Annotated in this window: 14 protein-coding genes; 6 read left to right on the top strand and 8 right to left on the bottom strand. The window is 63.5% G+C overall.

Translation table 11 applies throughout. The features are described 5' to 3' along the window. The first annotated feature begins 194 nt into the window (after positions 1–194). Positions 195–3,155, top strand: a complete 2,961-nt coding sequence (locus JHD67_RS11880; protein ID WP_199099397.1) for a TonB-dependent receptor — start codon at positions 195–197, stop codon at positions 3,153–3,155. A 94-nt stretch (positions 3,156–3,249) separates the two neighbouring features. After that, positions 3,250–3,780, top strand: coding sequence for a DUF2501 domain-containing protein (locus JHD67_RS11885; protein ID WP_199099398.1), 531 nt, complete (start codon positions 3,250–3,252; stop codon positions 3,778–3,780). Positions 3,781–3,796: 16 nt separating this feature from the next. Here the strand turns inward: JHD67_RS11885 and JHD67_RS11890 are convergent, their stop codons facing one another. From JHD67_RS11890 to cyoA, 5 genes are read right to left on the bottom strand one after another with little or no spacing between them, the layout of a single operon-like run. Next, on the bottom strand, positions 3,797–4,564 hold the full coding sequence (locus JHD67_RS11890; RefSeq protein ID WP_199099399.1) for an SURF1 family protein: 768 nt from the start codon (positions 4,562–4,564) through the stop codon (positions 3,797–3,799). A 40-nt stretch (positions 4,565–4,604) separates the two neighbouring features. Further along, a complete protein-coding gene (cyoD, locus tag JHD67_RS11895) occupies positions 4,605–4,988 on the bottom strand; it encodes a cytochrome o ubiquinol oxidase subunit IV (protein WP_199099400.1) in 384 nt (127 codons plus the stop codon). After that, positions 4,985–5,623: a cytochrome o ubiquinol oxidase subunit III gene (gene cyoC / locus JHD67_RS11900; RefSeq protein WP_199099401.1), complete on the bottom strand. Its 639-nt coding sequence runs from the start codon at positions 5,621–5,623 to the stop codon at positions 4,985–4,987. Before cyoC ends, cyoD begins: the two co-directional genes overlap by 4 nt. Beyond that, complete coding sequence (gene cyoB / locus JHD67_RS11905; RefSeq protein WP_199099410.1) at positions 5,616–7,589, bottom strand: cytochrome o ubiquinol oxidase subunit I; 1,974 nt, start codon at positions 7,587–7,589, stop codon at positions 5,616–5,618. The genes cyoC and cyoB overlap by 8 nt, the downstream gene beginning before the upstream one ends. Before the next feature lie 54 nt (positions 7,590–7,643). Then, the gene (cyoA, locus tag JHD67_RS11910) at positions 7,644–8,630 is read right to left on the bottom strand and encodes a ubiquinol oxidase subunit II (RefSeq protein ID WP_199099402.1); all 987 of its coding nucleotides are present in this window, start codon (positions 8,628–8,630) and stop codon (positions 7,644–7,646) included. 153 nt (positions 8,631–8,783) lie between these two features. Between cyoA and JHD67_RS11915 the strand changes: the two genes are divergently transcribed. Next, positions 8,784–10,112, top strand: a complete 1,329-nt coding sequence (locus tag JHD67_RS11915; protein ID WP_199099403.1) for an MFS transporter — start codon at positions 8,784–8,786, stop codon at positions 10,110–10,112. A 22-nt stretch (positions 10,113–10,134) separates the two neighbouring features. Here the strand turns inward: JHD67_RS11915 and JHD67_RS11920 are convergent, their stop codons facing one another. Together JHD67_RS11920 and JHD67_RS11925 are read right to left on the bottom strand one after the other, a co-directional pair. Then, entirely contained in the window at positions 10,135–12,324 is a 2,190-nt protein-coding gene (locus tag JHD67_RS11920) for a diguanylate cyclase (protein WP_199099404.1), read from the bottom strand. 111 nt (positions 12,325–12,435) lie between these two features. Then, entirely contained in the window at positions 12,436–12,771 is a 336-nt protein-coding gene (locus JHD67_RS11925) for a DUF1272 domain-containing protein (protein ID WP_233171836.1), read from the bottom strand. Positions 12,772–12,991: 220 nt separating this feature from the next. On the opposite strand from JHD67_RS11925, the gene JHD67_RS11930 reads away from it, so the two are divergent. The 3 genes from JHD67_RS11930 (at position 12,992) to JHD67_RS11940 (ending at position 16,008) form a co-directional block, all read left to right on the top strand. Beyond that, positions 12,992–13,855, top strand: coding sequence for an EamA/RhaT family transporter (locus JHD67_RS11930; RefSeq protein WP_199099405.1), 864 nt, complete (start codon positions 12,992–12,994; stop codon positions 13,853–13,855). A gap of 82 nt (positions 13,856–13,937) precedes the next feature. Then, on the top strand, positions 13,938–15,542 hold the full coding sequence (locus JHD67_RS11935; RefSeq protein ID WP_199099406.1) for a peptidase S10: 1,605 nt from the start codon (positions 13,938–13,940) through the stop codon (positions 15,540–15,542). A 94-nt stretch (positions 15,543–15,636) separates the two neighbouring features. Continuing rightward, the gene (locus JHD67_RS11940; RefSeq protein ID WP_199099407.1) at positions 15,637–16,008 is read left to right on the top strand and encodes a nuclear transport factor 2 family protein; all 372 of its coding nucleotides are present in this window, start codon (positions 15,637–15,639) and stop codon (positions 16,006–16,008) included. Positions 16,009–16,072: 64 nt separating this feature from the next. Here JHD67_RS11940 and rpoD read toward each other — a convergent pair. Continuing rightward, on the bottom strand, positions 16,073–17,130 hold a 1,058-nt coding region (gene rpoD / locus JHD67_RS11945; protein ID WP_199099408.1), incomplete at its 5' end, for an RNA polymerase sigma factor RpoD.

The raw sequence follows: 17,130 nt of genomic DNA on the forward strand, positions 1-17,130 counted from the left end.
TGAGTAGCCCATCTTTCCGACGGTGCCTGGATGCTGCGTTGCACGATGACGAGGTAATTTCTCTCGATCATGCTGCCGCGCCTACGTAGGAACATGCCCTCGTTCGGGTCCGCGCAGGAACATGCGCAACCCGTCATGGAGGTTCCTGCGCCCGGCGCGCGGGGGCGCGCCATCCAAAAACGATGGGGAGAAGCATGAGTTATCGCCGCCGCTTGCCGCAGGTGTCCGTCGCGCATTTCGATCGATGGCGCCGGCGTCCGTTGACCGTGGCCTGCGCCACGGCCCTGTTTGCTGTGATGAGCGCCGGCCAGGCGCATGCGCAGGTCGCGCCCGCCAACAACGGCCAGGACCCGGGCAGTGCCGCGCCGGCCAAGGACCAGGCGGCCACGCCGTCCAAGCCGGTGGCAAAAACCCAAACCAAGTCCGAGAACAGCGCCAAGAACCTGGATGCCATCGTGGTCACCGGTATCGCCGGCAGCATCCAGAACGCGGTGGCGGCCAAGCAAAATTCGGACAACATCATCGAGGCGATTTCGGCCGAGGACATCGGCAAGCTGCCCGACGCCAGCATCGCCGAGAGTCTGGCGCGCCTCCCGGGCCTGGCCACGCAGCGCGTGGACGGTCGCGCCAACCAGATCTCCATTCGCGGCCTGTCGCCGGACTTTGCCGGCACCACGCTCAACGGTCGCGAACAGGCCACTATCGGCGAGAACCGTGGCGTGGAATACGACCAGTATCCGGCCGAACTGATCAGCGGCGCGGCGGTATACAAGACCCCCGATGCGAGCCTGATCGGCCAGGGCCTGTCCGGCACGGTGGATCTGCACACCATCAAGCCGCTGGACCTGCCCGGTCGCGCGATGGCGGCCAACCTGCGCGGCGAAACCACTAGCAATGGCAACCTCAAGGCCGGTGGCGACGTGGGCGACCTGGGCCATCGCGCCAGCTTCTCCTACATTGACCAGTTCCTCGATCACACGCTGGGCGTGGCGGTGGGCTTTGCCCAGCTCGATTCGCCCATCCAGGAAAAGCAGTACCAGGCCTGGTGGTGGAGTGTGGATAACGGTCCGGCCGGCATCGAGCAGAACTGGGGTGGGCCGCATACGCCGGGCCTGCCCGACAACGTGCTTTCGCAGGAGGGCATGCAGTTGCGCGCGCAGTCAGAGAACCAGCTGCGCAATGGCTTGATGGCGGTCATCGAGTGGGCGCCGAACGACGTCTACCACTCCACCCTGGATATGTACTATTCAACCTTCAACGAGAAGAAGTACACCAACGGCGTGCAATGGTCGAGCAGTCCGTACAACACCAACGGTCTGCCCACCTATGGCAACGTGGGCGTTACACCGGCATCGCCATACCCCATCGTCACCTCCGGCTCGATGAGCAACATCGCGCCCATCCTGCAGAACGAGTACACCAAGGAAAAGGACAAGCTGTTTTCCGTCGGTTGGAACAACCAGGTGGACTTCGGCCACGGCTGGTCGGGCACGGCCGATCTCTCCTACTCCACCGCGCGCAAGCACCTGCAGGATGCCTACCTGTTCGGCGGACTGGCGGGCAGGCCCACCACCAGCGTGGATTTCAACACCCCGACCAGCGACGGCTACCCGGATTTCCGTCCGGCGGTGGACCTGTCCAACCCGGGCAATGTGGTGTTCACCGACCCGGACAACTATGGCTACAACGGCCGCGAGGAATGGGACAGCCAGAAGGACACCATCAAAGCGATTCGCCTGCAGGTGAGTCACCCCGTGGGCTGGATCTTCTCCACCGCTGACGTGGGCGTGAACTATTCGGACCGCAAGAAGACCAAGCAGGCCGATGTGTACTTCGCCTGGCTCAACGGCAACGGCAGCGGTACGCCAGACAGCCCGTACCTGCCCTCCTTCAGCGCGCCCATCGGCGGTAACTTCCTGTACGGCCCTACCTCGCTGAGCTACGGCGGCATTCCCGGCATCATCAACTACAACGTGCTGAGCGCGCTGGCCAACCAGTTTTATCTCACGCCCGAAAATGGTCAGGGCGATTGGAGTCGCAACTACTCCGTCGAGGAGAAGGTGCCGGTTGCCTACGTCAAGTTCAATATCGACACCATGCTCGGCGACGTACCGTTGCGCGGCAACATGGGCGTGCAGTTCGTGCATACCGATCAGTCGTCCAGCGCGTTCCAGACCAATGGCAATACGCTGGTGGGCACCCTTGCCGGCGGCGCGGTGTACAACAACGTGCTGCCCAGCTTGAACCTGGTGGCGCAGATCACCGATAGCCAATACCTGCGCTTTGGCCTGGCCAAGACCATGGCACGTGGCCGCATCGACGATGAGAAAGTGGCGTCCAGTGCCTATGTGGCCCGCGTGACCGATGGTCCGGCGGCCGGGCAGGTGCTGTGGACGGGTAGCGGCGGTAACCCGCAGCTCAAGCCATACGTTGCGGTGGGCACGGATATCTCGTGGGAGAAATATTTCGGCAAGGCCAGCTACGTAGCGGTCGCGGTGTTCAACAAGAACCTGTTGAACTACATCTACAACAAGACCGTGCTGGACTTTAACTTTGCCCAGGCCGGCTACATCAACAACACGCCGACCCTGGTGCCCAGCAGCGATATCGGTTCGTTCACTCGTCCGGAGAACGGCACGGGCGGCAAGATGCAGGGCCTGGAGTTGTCTGGTGCGTTCGAAGGCGCGTTGCTGACGCCGACGCTGGATGGCTTTGGTGTGCAGGCGAACTTCTCGCTCACCAACAGCGATATTCCGGAAAGCTCCGTGTCGTCGATTCCGGGCGCGCCGGCAACGCTGCCCGGCCTCTCGCGCAAGGTGGCAAATCTGGCGTTCTATTACGAGAAGTACGGCTGGTCCGTGCGTATCGCCGAGCGTTATCGCTCCTCGTTCACGGGTGAAGCCGTGGCGCTGTTCGATCAGCTCGGCTACACCACCATCCTGGCCGACAGGCAGACCGACTTTCAGGCGGGTTACGCGTTCAGCGAAGGACGCTGGAATGGCTTGTCCGTGCTGCTGCAGGTGAACAACCTCAGCAACTCGCCGGCCAAGACGCGTCAGATCTCCGCGTTGCCCAACAACGTGCAGGTATCGCGCCCCCTGGAGTACGACACCTGGGGTCGTACGGTGATGTTCGGCATCAACTACAAACTGTAAAAATCAGCCGGGGCGTTCTCGACGAACGCCCCGGCGCTGACGCCGTACTAACGGCGCGCGGTGTTGAATGGGTGGACCACACGGAGGGACACACATGAACAAGCGCATCGGCAGTATCTCGACCACCTGCGTAGCCATCGCGCTCAGCCTCGCCTGCAGCACGGGTGGCGCGCAGGACCTGGGCAAACTGGGCAGCATGATCCCGGGCGGCGGTTCGATGGCCTCGGGCAGCATGGGCAATGTGGCGGGCCTGCTCGAATTCTGCGTGAAGAACAATTACCTCGGTGGTGACTCGGGTGCTTCCGGCATCAAGGATCAGCTGATGGGCAAGCTGGGCGGCGGTTCCAGCGCCTCCAACGGCAAGAGCAGCTCCAGTTCCAGTGCCAGCGACATGCTCGGCCAGCTCACCGGCGGCAAGGCGAAATCCTCCAGCGACAGCATGGCCAGCAGCGGCGGGGCCAGCAACGACCCTGGCTACCTTAGCGGCGCCAAGGGCATCCTGCAGGGCAGCAACGGACAGAGCACCGACCTCAACAGCCTGGGCGGCGGTTCCAGTGACATGAAGTCCAAACTCACCAAGAAGGTGTGCGATACGGTGCTCAAGCAGGGCAAGTCATTCCTGTAACGACTTGCGCCGGGATTCAGCGCCGGGCACGCAGCCGGCGCTCGTCGCGCACCACATACACGCCCGCGCCCAACACCATCAACGCCAGCACGTACCAGGTGATCAGGTAGCTGAGATGGTTGTTGGGAAAGTTCACCACGGTAAGGCCGCCTTGCGGCCATGCGGGCTTGCCGGCGTCGAGCGTGCCCGGCGCGGCGTCCTCGTCCACGAAGTACGGAGCCACGTGTTGCAGGCCGCGCGTCTGCGCGATGGCGGCCACGTCACGCGTGTACCAGCTGTCGCGCGCCGGATCGTTGTGGCGAAAGGTGACCGCCGGCTCGCTCAGGCGCAGCAGGCCGGTCACCGTGACGTCGCCGACGGGGGCCGTGGCGCAGGCGTTCTTCAGGCCGCACCAATCGGTGGGCACGAAGCCGCGGTTGACCAGCACGATGGAGCCATCGGCTTGTTGCAGCGGCAGCAGCACCCAATAGCCGCTGCCCAGTTCGGTGGCGGCCCATACCAGGGTGCGGCGATCGCTGAGGAAGTGGCCTTGCAGGCGCACATGCAAATACTCAGCCGTCTGCGCATTCACGCCGGCCCATTGCGCGGGGCCGGGTGCGTCGGTGGGCGGTGCGTGCACGCGCGCATCCACACGGGCGATCAGGTCCCGCTTCCAGGCAAGGCGATATACCTGCCAGGTGCCCAAGGCGATAAAGCCGGCGAACAACACCACGCCCAACAGGGCGAGCAGGCTCAACGCCAGGGCGCCGCGCGGCTGGCGGCCCGATTCTTCGGTGGAACTCATGAATGACTCACGATAGTGATGGAGCGGCCTGCGTGAGGATTCACGGCAGGTTGGCGGGGTTCATCAGCGGCATCATGTTGTTGTTGAGGTGATACATGATCCAGATGGAACCGCTCAGCGTGATGACGACCAGCACGATGGTAAAGACCAAGGCCAGCATGTTCCAGCCGCCCTCGGACTTCGCGTTCATGTGCAGGAAGTAGATCATATGCACCACGATCTGCACCGCCGCCAGTGCGAGGATTACCACCGCCGCCGTGCTCGACTTGGCGATGACGTGTCCCATCACCAGCCAGAAGGGGATGACGGTGAGAATCACCGACGCCACGAAGCCGGTCATGTAGCCGCCAAAGGTGGCGTGGATGCCCAGGTCGTCGTGACCATGATGATCGTGGTGGGCGTGCTGCGTATCGTGCGAACTCATGGCAGCACTCCCATCAGATAGACAAAGCTGAATACGCCCACCCACACCACGTCGAGGAAGTGCCAGAACATGGACAGGCACATCAGGCGTCGCTTGTTGGCCGGGATCAATCCTTTCTTCGCCACCTGCGTCATCAGCACGATCAGCCACAGGATGCCGCAGGTGACGTGCAGCCCGTGCGTGCCCACCAGGGTGAAGAATGAGGACAGGAACGCGCTGCGCTGGGGACCCGCACCGATGCTGATGAGGTGGGCAAACTCGCGCAACTCCAGCGTGATGAAGCCGGCGCCCAGCAGACCGGTAATGGCCAGCCAGATCATCATGCTGCGCTGGCGGTCGCGCTGCATCTCCAGCACCGCGAAGCCATAGGTGATGGAGGAAAGCAGCAGCAGCGAGGTGTTTACGGCGACTGCCGGCAACTCCAGCACCTCGGCGGCACTGGGCCCGCCCGCGTACTCGCGCCCCAGCACACCATAGGTGGCGAACAGGCAGGCGAAGATGAGGCAGTCGCTCATCAGGTACACCCAGAAGCCCAGCAGCGTACCGTTAGGCACGTGGCTCTCGGTGGTCTCGTAGAACGCCAGCGGTGGCGCCGTAGCGCCGCTGGCCGGATAGCTCGTGGATAGCTCAGACATGGCGGGCCATCAGCTCCGTACGGGATGTCTCGACGCGGCGCACTTCATCCGCCGTCAGGTAATAGTCGCGGTGATAGTTGAAGGTGTGCGCGATCGCCACGACCACGATGGCCGCGAACGACACGATGGCGACCAGCCACATGTACCAGACCATGGCGAAGCCGAAGACGAAGCTCAGGCCCGCCAACGTGATGCCGGCACCGGTATTCAGCGGCATGTGGATGGGGATGAAGCCATCCAGCGGTCGCTGGTAGTGATGCTTCTTCATCATCCACCATGCGTCGTGGTCGTGCACCAGCGGCGTGAAGGCAAAGTTGTACTTGGGCGGCGGCGACGAGGTGGACCACTCCAGCGTGCGGCCATTCCACGGATCGCCGGTGACATCGCGCAGCGCTTCGCGCCGGCGGAAGCTCACCACGAACTGGATGATCATGCTGGCGATGCCCAGCAGTATCAGGAACGCGCCGAACGCAGCCAGTACGAACCAGATCTGCAGCGCCGGGTCGGTGAAGTGACTCAGGCGTCGCGTCACGCCCATCAGGCCGAGGACATACAGCGGCATAAAGGCGAAGTAGAAGCCCACCACCCAGAACCAGAACGCGCACTTGCCCCAGAACGGGTCTAGCTTGAAGCCGAATGCCTTGGGGAACCAGTAAGTGATGCCGGCGAACAGGCCGAACACCACGCCACCGATGATCACGTTATGAAAGTGCGCGATCAGGAACAGGCTGTTGTGCAGCGAGAAGTCCGCCGGAGGCACCGCCAGCAGCACGCCCGTCATGCCACCGATGACGAAGGTGACCATGAACGCGAGCACCCACATCATCGGCACTTCGAACTCCACCCTGCCGCGATACATGGTGAACAGCCAGTTGAAGATCTTCGCCCCGGTGGGAATGGAGATGATCATGGTGGTAATGCCAAAGAACGAATTGACGCTGGCACCCGAGCCCATGGTGAAAAAGTGGTGCAGCCACACCAGGTACGACAACACCGTGATCACCACCGTGGCGTACACCATCGAGGTGTAGCCAAACAGCGGCTTGCGACTGAACGTGGCGGTGACTTCGGAGAAGATACCGAATACCGGAAGCACCAGGATGTATACCTCCGGATGGCCCCAGATCCAGATCAGGTTCACGTACATCATGGCGTTGCCGCCAAGTTCGGTGGTGAAGAAATTGGTGCCCGCGTAGCGGTCCAGCGCCAGCAGCGCCAGCACCGCGGTGAGCACCGGGAAGGCCGCCACGATCAGCACGTTGGTGCACAGCGCGGTCCAGGTGAACACCGGCATCTTCATCATGGTCATGCCGGGGGCGCGCATCTTGATGATGGTCACCAGCAGATTGATGCCCGATAGCAAGGTGCCGACACCCGCGATCTGCAACGCCCATATGTAGTAATCCACGCCGGCATCGGGGCTGGAGGCGATATCCGACAACGGCGGATACGCCAGCCAGCCGGTGCGCGCGAACTCGCCCACGAACAGCGAGGCCATCACCAGCAGCGCGCCGGCCACGGTCATCCAGAAGCTGAAATTGTTGAGGAAGGGAAACGCCACATCGCGCGCGCCGATCTGCAACGGCATCACGAAGTTCATCAACCCCGTCACCATGGGCATGGCGACGAAGAAAATCATGATGACGCCGTGCGCGGTGAAGATCTGGTCGTAATGCTCCGGCGGCAGATACCCCATGTTGTCGCCGAAGGAGATTGCCTGTTGCGCGCGCATCATGATGGCGTCGGCGAATCCACGCAGCAGCATGATGAAGCCGAGGATCATGTACATGATGCCGATGCGCTTGTGGTCGATGCTGGTGAACCACTCGCGCCACAGGTAGCCCCATAGCTTGAAGTAGGTAAGCACGGCGACCAGCACGAGGCCGCCAAGGGCGACCACGGCGAAGGTGCCCAGCACGATCGGTACGTGCAGCGGCAACGACTCCAGGGTGAGGCGACCGAAAATCAACGTGGTGAGGTCGGGGTGGGCAAGCATCGTGGACACCGCCTGTCGCTAGAGTCAGTTCGAATGTGCTGGGTGGGCGGACATATCGGCCATGCCCGTCGCCGCGCTACCCATGGGCTGCGCCGCGCCGCCCTCGCCTTCCGGCTTGGGTGCATGCATGTCCATGCGGGTCATGCACGAGGGACTGTCCGGCTGAAGGCAGTGCGTGAGGATGGCTTGGTACAACCCGGGCGCTACCGAGGCATAGAAGGCCACCGGCGCGTTCTCGCTCGGCTCGGCGAGCTTCATGTAGGCATCGCGGCTGAGGTCGCCGCCGTTGGCCTTGGCCTGCGCTACCCATTGCGCGAAGCCGTCCTCGCTCACGCCGTGGAACACGAAGTGCATGCCGGAGAAGCCCTCGCCGCTGTAGTTGGCGGAGAAGCCCTGGTATTCGCCGGGCTTGTTGATGACCGCCTGCAGCGTGGTTTCCATGTTGGGCATGGCGTAGATCTGGCCAGCCAGCGCAGGGATGAAGAACGAGTTCATCACCGTGGTCGCCGTAATCTTGAACTGGATGGGCCGATCCACCGGCGCGGCCAGTTCGTTCACGGTGGCAATGCCTTGCTCGGGGTATATGAACAGCCACTTCCAGTCGAGCGCGACGACGTTGACCACCAGCGGCCGCGCATCGGCGGGAATGGCCCGCTCGGCGTCCAGGCGCTCCAGCGGCCGATAGGGATCGAGCTTGTGCGTGCTCACCCAGGTGATGGCACCGAGTGCGATGATGATCAACAGTGGTGCGGACCAGATCAGCAGTTCGAGGATGGTGGAGTGATCCCAGTCGGGATCGTAGGTGGCCTTCTTGTTGGAGGCGCGGAAATGCCAGGCGAACCACAGCGTCAACACGATCACCGGAACGATGATGAGTAGCATCAACACCGTGGATGTCAGGATCAGGTTCCGCTGCTGTACTGCCAGGTCGCCCGATGGCGACATCAGCACGGACTGGCAGCCCGCAAGCAGGGCGAGGGACGATAACAGCGGTGCACGGAGAGCCTTCATGGACATGACCGATGGCGCGACCGAAGTTCTGATGGTGGAAGACGGTACGCCGATCGGCGCGAAACAGGAACAGGTGTAGCATTCCCATCACGCGGTAGGCGTGGCGATGTCGAACACTGTCGGGGTCATCCTCCCTCTTTCCGAGTAACGACTATGTCAAGCACGTTCCCTGAGCAAGGCACGGCAGGCAATACGGTAGAGGCCATTGGGCGCCTGCAGGCGCACGCCAAGGTAGCGCCCGGCGAGATTGCGGTGGGTGTGATCATTGGTCGCACCTCCGAGCACTTCGATTTCTTCGTGTTCGGCATTTCCTGCGTGCTGGTGTTTCCTTCGCTGTTGTTTCCCGACGCCAGTCGGCTGGACGGCATGCTGTATGCCTTCACGATCTTTTCACTGGCTTTCATCGCGCGACCGTTCGGCACCGCGTTGTTCATGAGCTTCCAGCGCCGGTGGAGCCGCGGCATCAAGCTCACCATCGCCCTGTTCCTGCTCGGCAGCGCCACGGCGGGCATGGCCTTTCTGCCTAGTTACCGTGTGATCGGTACCTGGTCAATCGCCTTGCTGGTGCTGTTCCGTATCCTGCAGGGCATCGCCTTGGGCGGCTCGTGGGATGGCCTGCCCTCGTTGCTGGCGCTCAATACGCCGCCCTCGCGACGCGGTTGGTACGCCATGCTGGGCCAGCTCAGTGCGCCCATTGGCTTCATGGTGGCCGGTGCGCTGTTCTTGTTCCTGCACACCAGCCTGAGCGAGGCGGACTTTATCGACTGGGGTTGGCGCTATCCGTTCTTCGTGGCCTTTGCCATCAACGTGGTGGCGCTGTTCGCGCGCCTGCGCCTGGTGGTCACCGAGGAATACACGGTGGCGATGGAGGAGCGCGAACTGGAGCCGATCGGCATTATCGAGCTGCTGCGTACCCAGGGCTACAACATCTTCATTGGTGCGTTCGCGGCGCTGGCCAGCTATGCGCTGTTCCATCTGGTGACGATTTTCCCGCTGTCGTGGATCGTGCTTGGCGCCACCCAATCGGTGGGCGCGGTGTTGGTGGCGGAGTTGATCGGTGCGGTGGCCTGCATCCTGGGCATGATCGTGTCGGGCCTGCTGGCCGATCGCTTCGGCCGGCGCACCACCCTGGGCACAATGGCGGCATTGATCGCCATCTTCGCGCTGATTACGCCGTGGCTGCTGGGTGGTGGCAAGCTGGGGCAGGATGCCTTCATCATCCTGGGCTTCGGCGGCTTGGGCCTGTCCTACGGGCAGGCGGCGGGCAGCGTCACGTCCAACTTCGATATCCGGTTGCGCTATGCGGGCGCGGCCCTGACCACCGATTTCGCGTGGCTGATCGGTGCGGCCTTCGCGCCGCTGGTGGCGCTGGGTTTGTCGGCGCGTTTCGGATTGGTGGCGGTGAGCGCGTATCTGCTCTCCGGCGTGGCATGTACGCTGCTGGCGTTGCGCGTGAACCGGGCACTGGCCGCGCGCGAATAGCGCCCGGCACCGGCTTGGCGCATCACAAACCTTGCGTCATCAGGTGGTAGCCATCGCGTCCGTTTTCCTTGGCCCGATAGAGTGCGTCGTCGGCGTGCTGCAGCAAGGCGTCGGCATCGTTGATGTCGCGGCATAGCGCCATGCCGATGCTGAGCGTGACCCTTAGTGGGATCGCGCCGAGCATCACCGGCGCACGCATTGCTTCCATAATCTTCTCCGCCAGCGCCTCGGCGGTGGCGGGGCTATCAATGTCGTGGCAGAGAATGACGAACTCGTCGCCGCCCAGGCGTGCGAGAAGGTCGGTTTTGCGTACGCTGGCGGTGAGCCGCTCGGCGACTTCGCGCAGCGCGGTGTCGCCGGCGGCATGTCCGTAGGTGTCGTTGATCTGCTTGAAGTGATCCACATCGATCATGATCGCCAGCAGCGTGGATTGCCTGGCCGAGGCATGGCGTATCGCTTCGGTGATGCCATCGTGGAAGGACAGGCGATTGGCGATGCCGGTGAGCGCGTCGTGATGGGCCAGGAACGATAGCTGTTGCTCGGCGTGCTTGATCTCGGTGATGTCCGTGGTGAGCGTGTAGAAGCCGTTGTGCTCGCCACGTGCATTGGTCACCGGCAGATAGGTGGCCTGGAGATGGCGATGGCGACCGCTGGCATCGGATTCGTACTCGAAGGTGGTCGCCTGCCCGTTCATGGCGCGCTCCACGTGCGGCTTGAGCAGCGGAAACAGCGTGGCGCCGCGCACCTCTTCGATGGTGCGGCCGAGAATGCCGGTGGAGTCCAGGCCGACCATGCTGCAGGCGTAGGCATTGATGAAGGTATAGCGTTGATCGCTATCCACCTGGGCGATGATAGCCGGCACGTTGTCGGTGATCGTGCGCAGGCGCAGTTCACTTTCAGCCAGCGCCTGCTCGGCCAGCACGCTCTCGGTGATATCGCGCCCGGTGTAGAACAGTTCGGATTCGCCGGGGTGGTCCGGGCTGGGCGCCACCCGGGCCAACGCTTCGATCCACAGGTATTCGCCGTCGCGTCGTCGTATCCGGTATTGGGTAAGCATGGGCTTGCCGGTTTGCCACAGGTGCTCGGCGGCTTCACGCACGCGCGATCGGTCGTCAGGGTGGATCAGTTCCCGGCCCTGCGCGATGTACTCGTCTATTTCCCAGCCGAGCATCTCCTTGACCGAAGGCGATACATAGCGGCGGGTGCCATCGCGCGCGACGCGCATGATCAAGTCAGTCGCGTAGTCGGCCAGCAGGCGGTAACGGCTTTCGCTCTCCTCCAGTTGTTCGAGCAGAAGCCGTCGATCGGCCATGGCCAGCGCCACGGGCAGTGCCACCACGCACAGCGCACCCAGGAACACCTGGGCCAGCAGCGCCCACATGCTTGCGTCGTGATTGACCAGCAGGTTGAACGGGCCCCAGCCCCACGCGGTCGCATGGTTGGTCACGGTGGCGACCAGGCCAATGCCGATTACCAATCCAGCGAAGCGGTGCTGGTACACCAGGTAAAGCAGCGGCGGAAAAATCAGGAACAGCAGCGGATACTGCGATTGAGCGAATACGCCCACCGTCACCAGGGTGAGCAGGATGACATCGAACAACAGCCGCAGGCGCTTACCCGGTTCGCCCAGCATGCGACTGCGCTGGCGCAGCAGCACCAGGGTGAGGGTCGCCACGATTACCATGCCCAGCAGGTGTGCACGGAACCACGTATCCACCGAGCTCCAGAACGGCAGGCCGTTGGCAGCCCGGTCCACGGCCGCGCCCAACAACGCGCAGGCCGCGCTGCCCAACACGGTGGCGATGATGCCCACCCGGCCGAGCGCCCGGTAGTGCAGCAGATGCGGGTTGTCGGCCAACTGCGGGAAGCGACGCCGCACCAGCATCACCACGATCAGGATATCCAGCATGTCGGCCACGCTGAAGGCCAGCGACATCGGCAGGCGATGATGGGGCGCACCCTCGTACGTGAGCGCTTCGGCCACCATGAAGGCCAGGAAGGCGGCCAGGAAGTACGGCAGCCAGTCGCGTGGACGTGCCATCAGCGCCACCCCGGCCACGATGCCGCCGGGCAGCCAGATCGGCACCACGCCGCCAAAGTGCACGCCCAGCGCCAGCGAGTACACCGAGGTGATGAGCACGGCTGCGAATAGCCCGGTCATGCGAGCCAGCAGCGCCAGCCCATCGCGATAGCGCGCTTGTTGCTCGTACATGCCGTCATCCCAAGGTGTGGAGCGCAGGCAAGCGCCTGCCACGCCATTTTTGGGCGGGTCGATGTCAAGGATGCGTCGTTGCCTGGGCGGCCTCGCGGCGCCCTGCGAGGGTCAGCGCTGCGGTGGTGAAAGCGCGCCTGCCGCCGCCACCAGCAGGGCGTGGGCAGCCAGGTCGACCGGGTGATGCACGACCTGGCTGCTGGCCGGGTGGCGCGCCAGCGAGTTGCCGTTCTTCCAATCCTGCGCGGGGCGTATCGGGCGCGGCACGAAGCCGCCGCCGCAGTTGGGGCAGACGTTGCTCAAAAGCGCCACGCAGTCATGGCAGAACGTGCATTCGAACGAACAGATCATGGCCTCGGTCGACGCTGGCGGCAGGGCCTTGTCGCAGTGCTCGCAGGTGGGGCGCAACTCCAGCATGGGTGTTCCTTCGGTCGTCAGGCGGATCATCGCACGCTCCGTGCGAGCTGGCCGGCGCGGCAGTTGCCCCGGTTGTGCGGCGTGGGCCATGCGGCTACCGTGCGCCACCTTTTCCGTCATCATTCAAACCCGGCTCGGCTGCCATCGCTTTGGATGCCGGGCTTCATCGGGGTGTCGCGAGGCTGGGGCAAGGTGGGTGGCCACACCGCGCCAGTGAGCGACATCGCCCGATCACCGACAAGGACCCTCCATGATCTACGTGTTGATGAGCGTCGCCTGCAGCGTGCTGGTATCCGTGCTGCTCAAGCTGGCGCGGCGGCTTGAGGTGGATGTCGGCCAGGCCATCGCATGGAACTACGTGGTGACCAGCGCGCTTACCGCCTTGGTGTTCCATCCCGACCTGGCCGTATTGCGCAGCGCGCAGGCGCCCTGGCTGGGCTTTATCGGGCTGGGCCTGTTGCTGCCGCTGATCTTCCTGGCGCTGGCGGCCTCGGTGCGTACCGCCGGCATCGTGCGAACGGATGCGGCGCAGCGTCTTTCCTTGCTGATCTCGCTGCTGGCGGCATTCCTGTGGTTCGGCGAAACCTTGAGTCTGCTGAAGGCCGGCGGCATCGCGCTGGGCCTGCTGGCCTTGCTGTGCATGGTCTGGCGGGTGGAGTCGCGTGGCGTGGAAGCCGGCCCGCGTGCCTGGTTGTGGCCGCTGCTGGTGTTCGCGGGGTTTGGCGCCATCGACATTCTGTTCAAGCGCGTGGCGCAGGCCGGCACGCCCTTCGCGGCGTCGCTGCAGGCGATGTTCGCGCTGGCCCTGCTGGTCTCGTTGGCCTTGCTGCTGTGGCGCCGCTGGCACGACCGCACCTTCTTTACCCTGCGCGATGCCATCGCGGGCCTGCTGATCGGCCTGGCCAACTTCGGCAATATCGTGTTCTACGTGCGCGGGCACCAAGCCTTGCCGGATCACCCGTCGCTGGTATTCGCCAGCATGAACCTTGGTGTGGTGGCCGTGGGTGCGCTGGTGGGCACGCTGGCCTTTCGCGAGCGCCTGAGCCGTCTCAATGCGCTGGGCCTGCTGCTGGCGCTGGCGGCGATCGGATTGATCGCCTGGGGCCAGGCGTGACTTCTGGCGTATGTAAAGCCATGGAAGCTGCTGCCTAAGCTGGGGTCTTCGCGCCCCGCGCTTCCCCAGAGGTTCCCCGTCCATGCGTAAGCTCCCCCTCGCCGTGGCGCTCGCCACGCTGTTGCTCGGCTCGGCCGTGCAGGCCGCCGACAAGGACGCCAAGGCATCCAAGCCCGAAGACAAGCCCGATGCGGCCTTGTTGCAGCCGCAGTCGTCCGAAACCTCCGGCACGGTGAAGGTGGAAGGCAAAGGCATCGACTACAAGGCCGTGGCGGGCACGCTGGTGCTGCACGGCAGCGGCGACAAGGAGGCCGAGCCGCAAGTAAGCATGTTCTACACCGCGTACTTCAAGAAGGGCGTGGCGCCGGGCAAGCGACCGATCACTTTTATCTACAACGGTGGCCCGGGCTCCGCCACGGTATGGCTGCACATGGGCGCGTTCGGTCCCAAGCGCGTGGTGACCAGCGACGACTCGCACACGCCGGCCGCTCCCTACGGCCTGGTCAACAACGACTACAGCCTGCTCGATGCGTCGGACCTGGTGTTCATCGATGCGCCGGGCGCCGGCTTCAGCCGCCTGTTGGCGGACGATGCCGACAAGGGCAAGCGCGACGAGCAGATGAAGGATCGCAAGAAGCAGTACTACAGCGTGGATGGCGACGGTCATGCATTCGCGCAGTTCATCACCCAGTTCCTGTCCAAGTACAACCGCTGGAATTCGCCCAAGTACCTGTTCGGCGAAAGCTACGGCACCACGCGCTCGGCGGTGGTGTCCAACATCCTCACCAACGAGGACAGCGTCGACCTCAATGGCGTGATCCTGCTCTCGCAGATTCTCAACTTCGATACCAGCATCGACGGTGCGGGCAACAACCCGGGCGTGGATCTGCCCTACGTGGTGGGGCTGCCGACCTTTGCCGCCACGGCCTATTACCATCACAAGCTGCCGCAGCAGCCCGCCGCGCTGGAGCCGTTCCTGCATGAAGTGGAACAGTTCGCCCTCACCGACTACGCTGCGGCGCTGATGGCCGGCGCGCGCCTGGACGATGCGCGCAAGCAGGCGATCGCCGAGAAGCTGCACCAGTACACCGGCCTGCCGGTGGCCTATCTGCTCAAGGCCAACCTGCGCGTGGATGGCGGCATGTTCGAGCACCAGTTGCAGGCCGATGGCGACATCACCACGGGCCGTCTGGACTCGCGCTTCTCCGGACCGTCGCTGGACCCGCTCAGCAAGACCGCCGACTACGACCCGCAGTCATCCGCCATCAGCTCGGCCTATGTGGCGGCGTTCAACGACTACGTGCGACAGCAGCTCAAATTCGGCGAAGGCCGTACCTATCGCCTGTTCGCCGATATCGACCATTGGGATTTCGCGCACAAGGCGCCGGGGGCCACCGAGGCCCTGCAACAGTCCACCAACGTGATGCCGGACCTGGCCACGGCGATGAAGACCAATCCGAACATGCGGGTGTCGCTGCATGGCGGTTACTACGATCTGGCCACGCCGTACTACGCCGCCGATTATGAAATGCACCACATGCCGATACCCGCGAACCTGCAACAGAACATTTCTTATGCGTGGTACCCGTCGGGTCACATGGTCTACGCGCACGAGGCTTCGCTGAAGCTGTTGCACGACAATGTGGCGCGCTTCATCGAAGAGACCGACAACCTGGGCAAGCGCTGAGCGGCAAGGTGAAGGTGCGGCCCGGCCGCACCTTCACGCTGGCATGTCCGCAGTGGCGTTACGCTCAAAGGCCCGCCTGCCGGAGCACGAGCCCATGAGTACCGAAGCCATCGCCAAGCGCCTGGTCGCCATGTGTCGCCACGGTCGTTTCGAGGAAGCCCAGCACGAGCTGTACGCCCCGGATGCGCTAAGCATCGAGCCATCGAATATGGCGAACGGCCCGCTGGGCAATGTGAGCGGGCTGGATGCGATTCTCGAAAAGGGTAAGCGCTTCCAGGCCAGTGTGGCGGAAACGCACAGCGTGGAAGTGAGCGAGCCGCTGGTGGCCGGCAACTGGTTCAGCGTGGTGATGACCCTGGATGTGACCATGAAGGAATACGGCCGCGTCACCATGAGGGAGGTCTGCGTGTATCACGTCAAGGACGACAAGATCGTGCAGGAGCAATTCTTCTACGACGCCGGCTGAGTCCGCGCCCGCAAACAAAAAGCCCCGCATGTGCGGGGCTTTTGTACGTGCACCAGCGTGTGGCTTAGTCGATATCGAGGAACGAGCGCAGCTGCTCCGAGCGGCTCGGGTGACGCAGCTTGCGCAGCGCCTTGGCCTCGATCTGACGGATGCGCTCGCGCGTCACGTCGAACTGCTTGCCGACCTCTTCGAGCGTGTGATCGGTGTTCATGTCGATGCCGAAGCGCATGCGCAGCACCTTGGCTTCCCTCGGGGTGAGGCCAGCCAGCACGTCGCGCACGGTTTCCATCAGGCCCGTTTCGGTGGCCGACTCGATCGGCGAGGATGCGTTGGTGTCCTCGATGAAGTCGCCCAGATGCGAATCTTCGTCGTCGCCGATGGGGGTTTCCATCGAGATCGGTTCCTTCGCGATCTTCAGCACCTTGCGGATCTTGTCCTCGGGCATGTCCATTTCCTTGGCCAGTTCCTCCGGCGTCGGCTCGCGGCCGAACTGCTGCAGCATCTGGCGGGAAATGCGGTTCAACTTGTTGATCGTCTCGATCATGTGCACCGGGATACGGATGGTGCGCGCCTGGTCGGCGATCGAGCGGGTAATGGCCTGGCGGATCCACCACGTGGCGTACGTGGAGAACTTGTAGCCGCGGCGGTATTCAAACTTGTCCACGGCCTTCATCAGGCCGATGTTGCCTTCCTGGATGAGGTCGAGGAACTGCAGGCCGCGGTTGGTGTACTTCTTGGCGATCGAGATCACCAGGCGCAGGTTCGCCTCCACCATTTCCTTCTTGGCGCGGCGGGCCTTGGCCTCGCCGATCGACATCGTGCGGTTGATTTCCTTGATGTCGGTCAGCGGCAGGAACAGCTTGCGTTCGATGGAGGCGAGCTTTTCCTGCTCGGCATCGATCGCTTCCTTGTGCGGCTTGATGTTCGGCGACCACTTCTGGCGCTTGCGACCCAGTTCGTTGGCCCACTCGAGGTTGCCCTCGTTGCTGGGGAACGTCTTGAGGAACTCGGCCTTGGGCATCTTCACGTGCTTGACGAAGATCTCCATCAGCACGCGCTCGTGGTGACGGATGTCGTTGACCACTTCGCGCAGCTTGCGCACGAAGCCATCGATCAGCGCGG

The organism is Dyella sp. ASV21, from assembly GCF_016428975.1.
Classification (GTDB): Bacteria; Pseudomonadota; Gammaproteobacteria; order Xanthomonadales; family Rhodanobacteraceae; genus Dyella.

Bases quoted from the DNA above. Each gene is read 5' to 3' on its own strand.
- JHD67_RS11880 (WP_199099397.1), top strand. From the start codon at position 195: ATGAGTTATCGCCGCCGCTTGCCGCAGGTGTCCGTCGCGCATTTCGAT.
- JHD67_RS11885 (WP_199099398.1), top strand. From the start codon at position 3,250: ATGAACAAGCGCATCGGCAGTATCTCGACCACCTGCGTAGCCATCGCG.
- JHD67_RS11890 (WP_199099399.1), bottom strand. From the start codon at position 4,564: ATGAGTTCCACCGAAGAATCGGGCCGCCAGCCGCGCGGCGCCCTGGCG.
- cyoD (WP_199099400.1), bottom strand. From the start codon at position 4,988: ATGAGTTCGCACGATACGCAGCACGCCCACCACGATCATCATGGTCAC.
- cyoC (WP_199099401.1), bottom strand. From the start codon at position 5,623: ATGTCTGAGCTATCCACGAGCTATCCGGCCAGCGGCGCTACGGCGCCA.
- cyoA (WP_199099402.1), bottom strand. From the start codon at position 8,630: ATGAAGGCTCTCCGTGCACCGCTGTTATCGTCCCTCGCCCTGCTTGCG.
- JHD67_RS11915 (WP_199099403.1), top strand. From the start codon at position 8,784: ATGTCAAGCACGTTCCCTGAGCAAGGCACGGCAGGCAATACGGTAGAG.
- JHD67_RS11920 (WP_199099404.1), bottom strand. From the start codon at position 12,324: ATGTACGAGCAACAAGCGCGCTATCGCGATGGGCTGGCGCTGCTGGCT.
- JHD67_RS11925 (WP_233171836.1), bottom strand. From the start codon at position 12,771: ATGATCCGCCTGACGACCGAAGGAACACCCATGCTGGAGTTGCGCCCC.
- JHD67_RS11930 (WP_199099405.1), top strand. From the start codon at position 12,992: ATGATCTACGTGTTGATGAGCGTCGCCTGCAGCGTGCTGGTATCCGTG.
- JHD67_RS11935 (WP_199099406.1), top strand. From the start codon at position 13,938: ATGCGTAAGCTCCCCCTCGCCGTGGCGCTCGCCACGCTGTTGCTCGGC.
- JHD67_RS11940 (WP_199099407.1), top strand. From the start codon at position 15,637: ATGAGTACCGAAGCCATCGCCAAGCGCCTGGTCGCCATGTGTCGCCAC.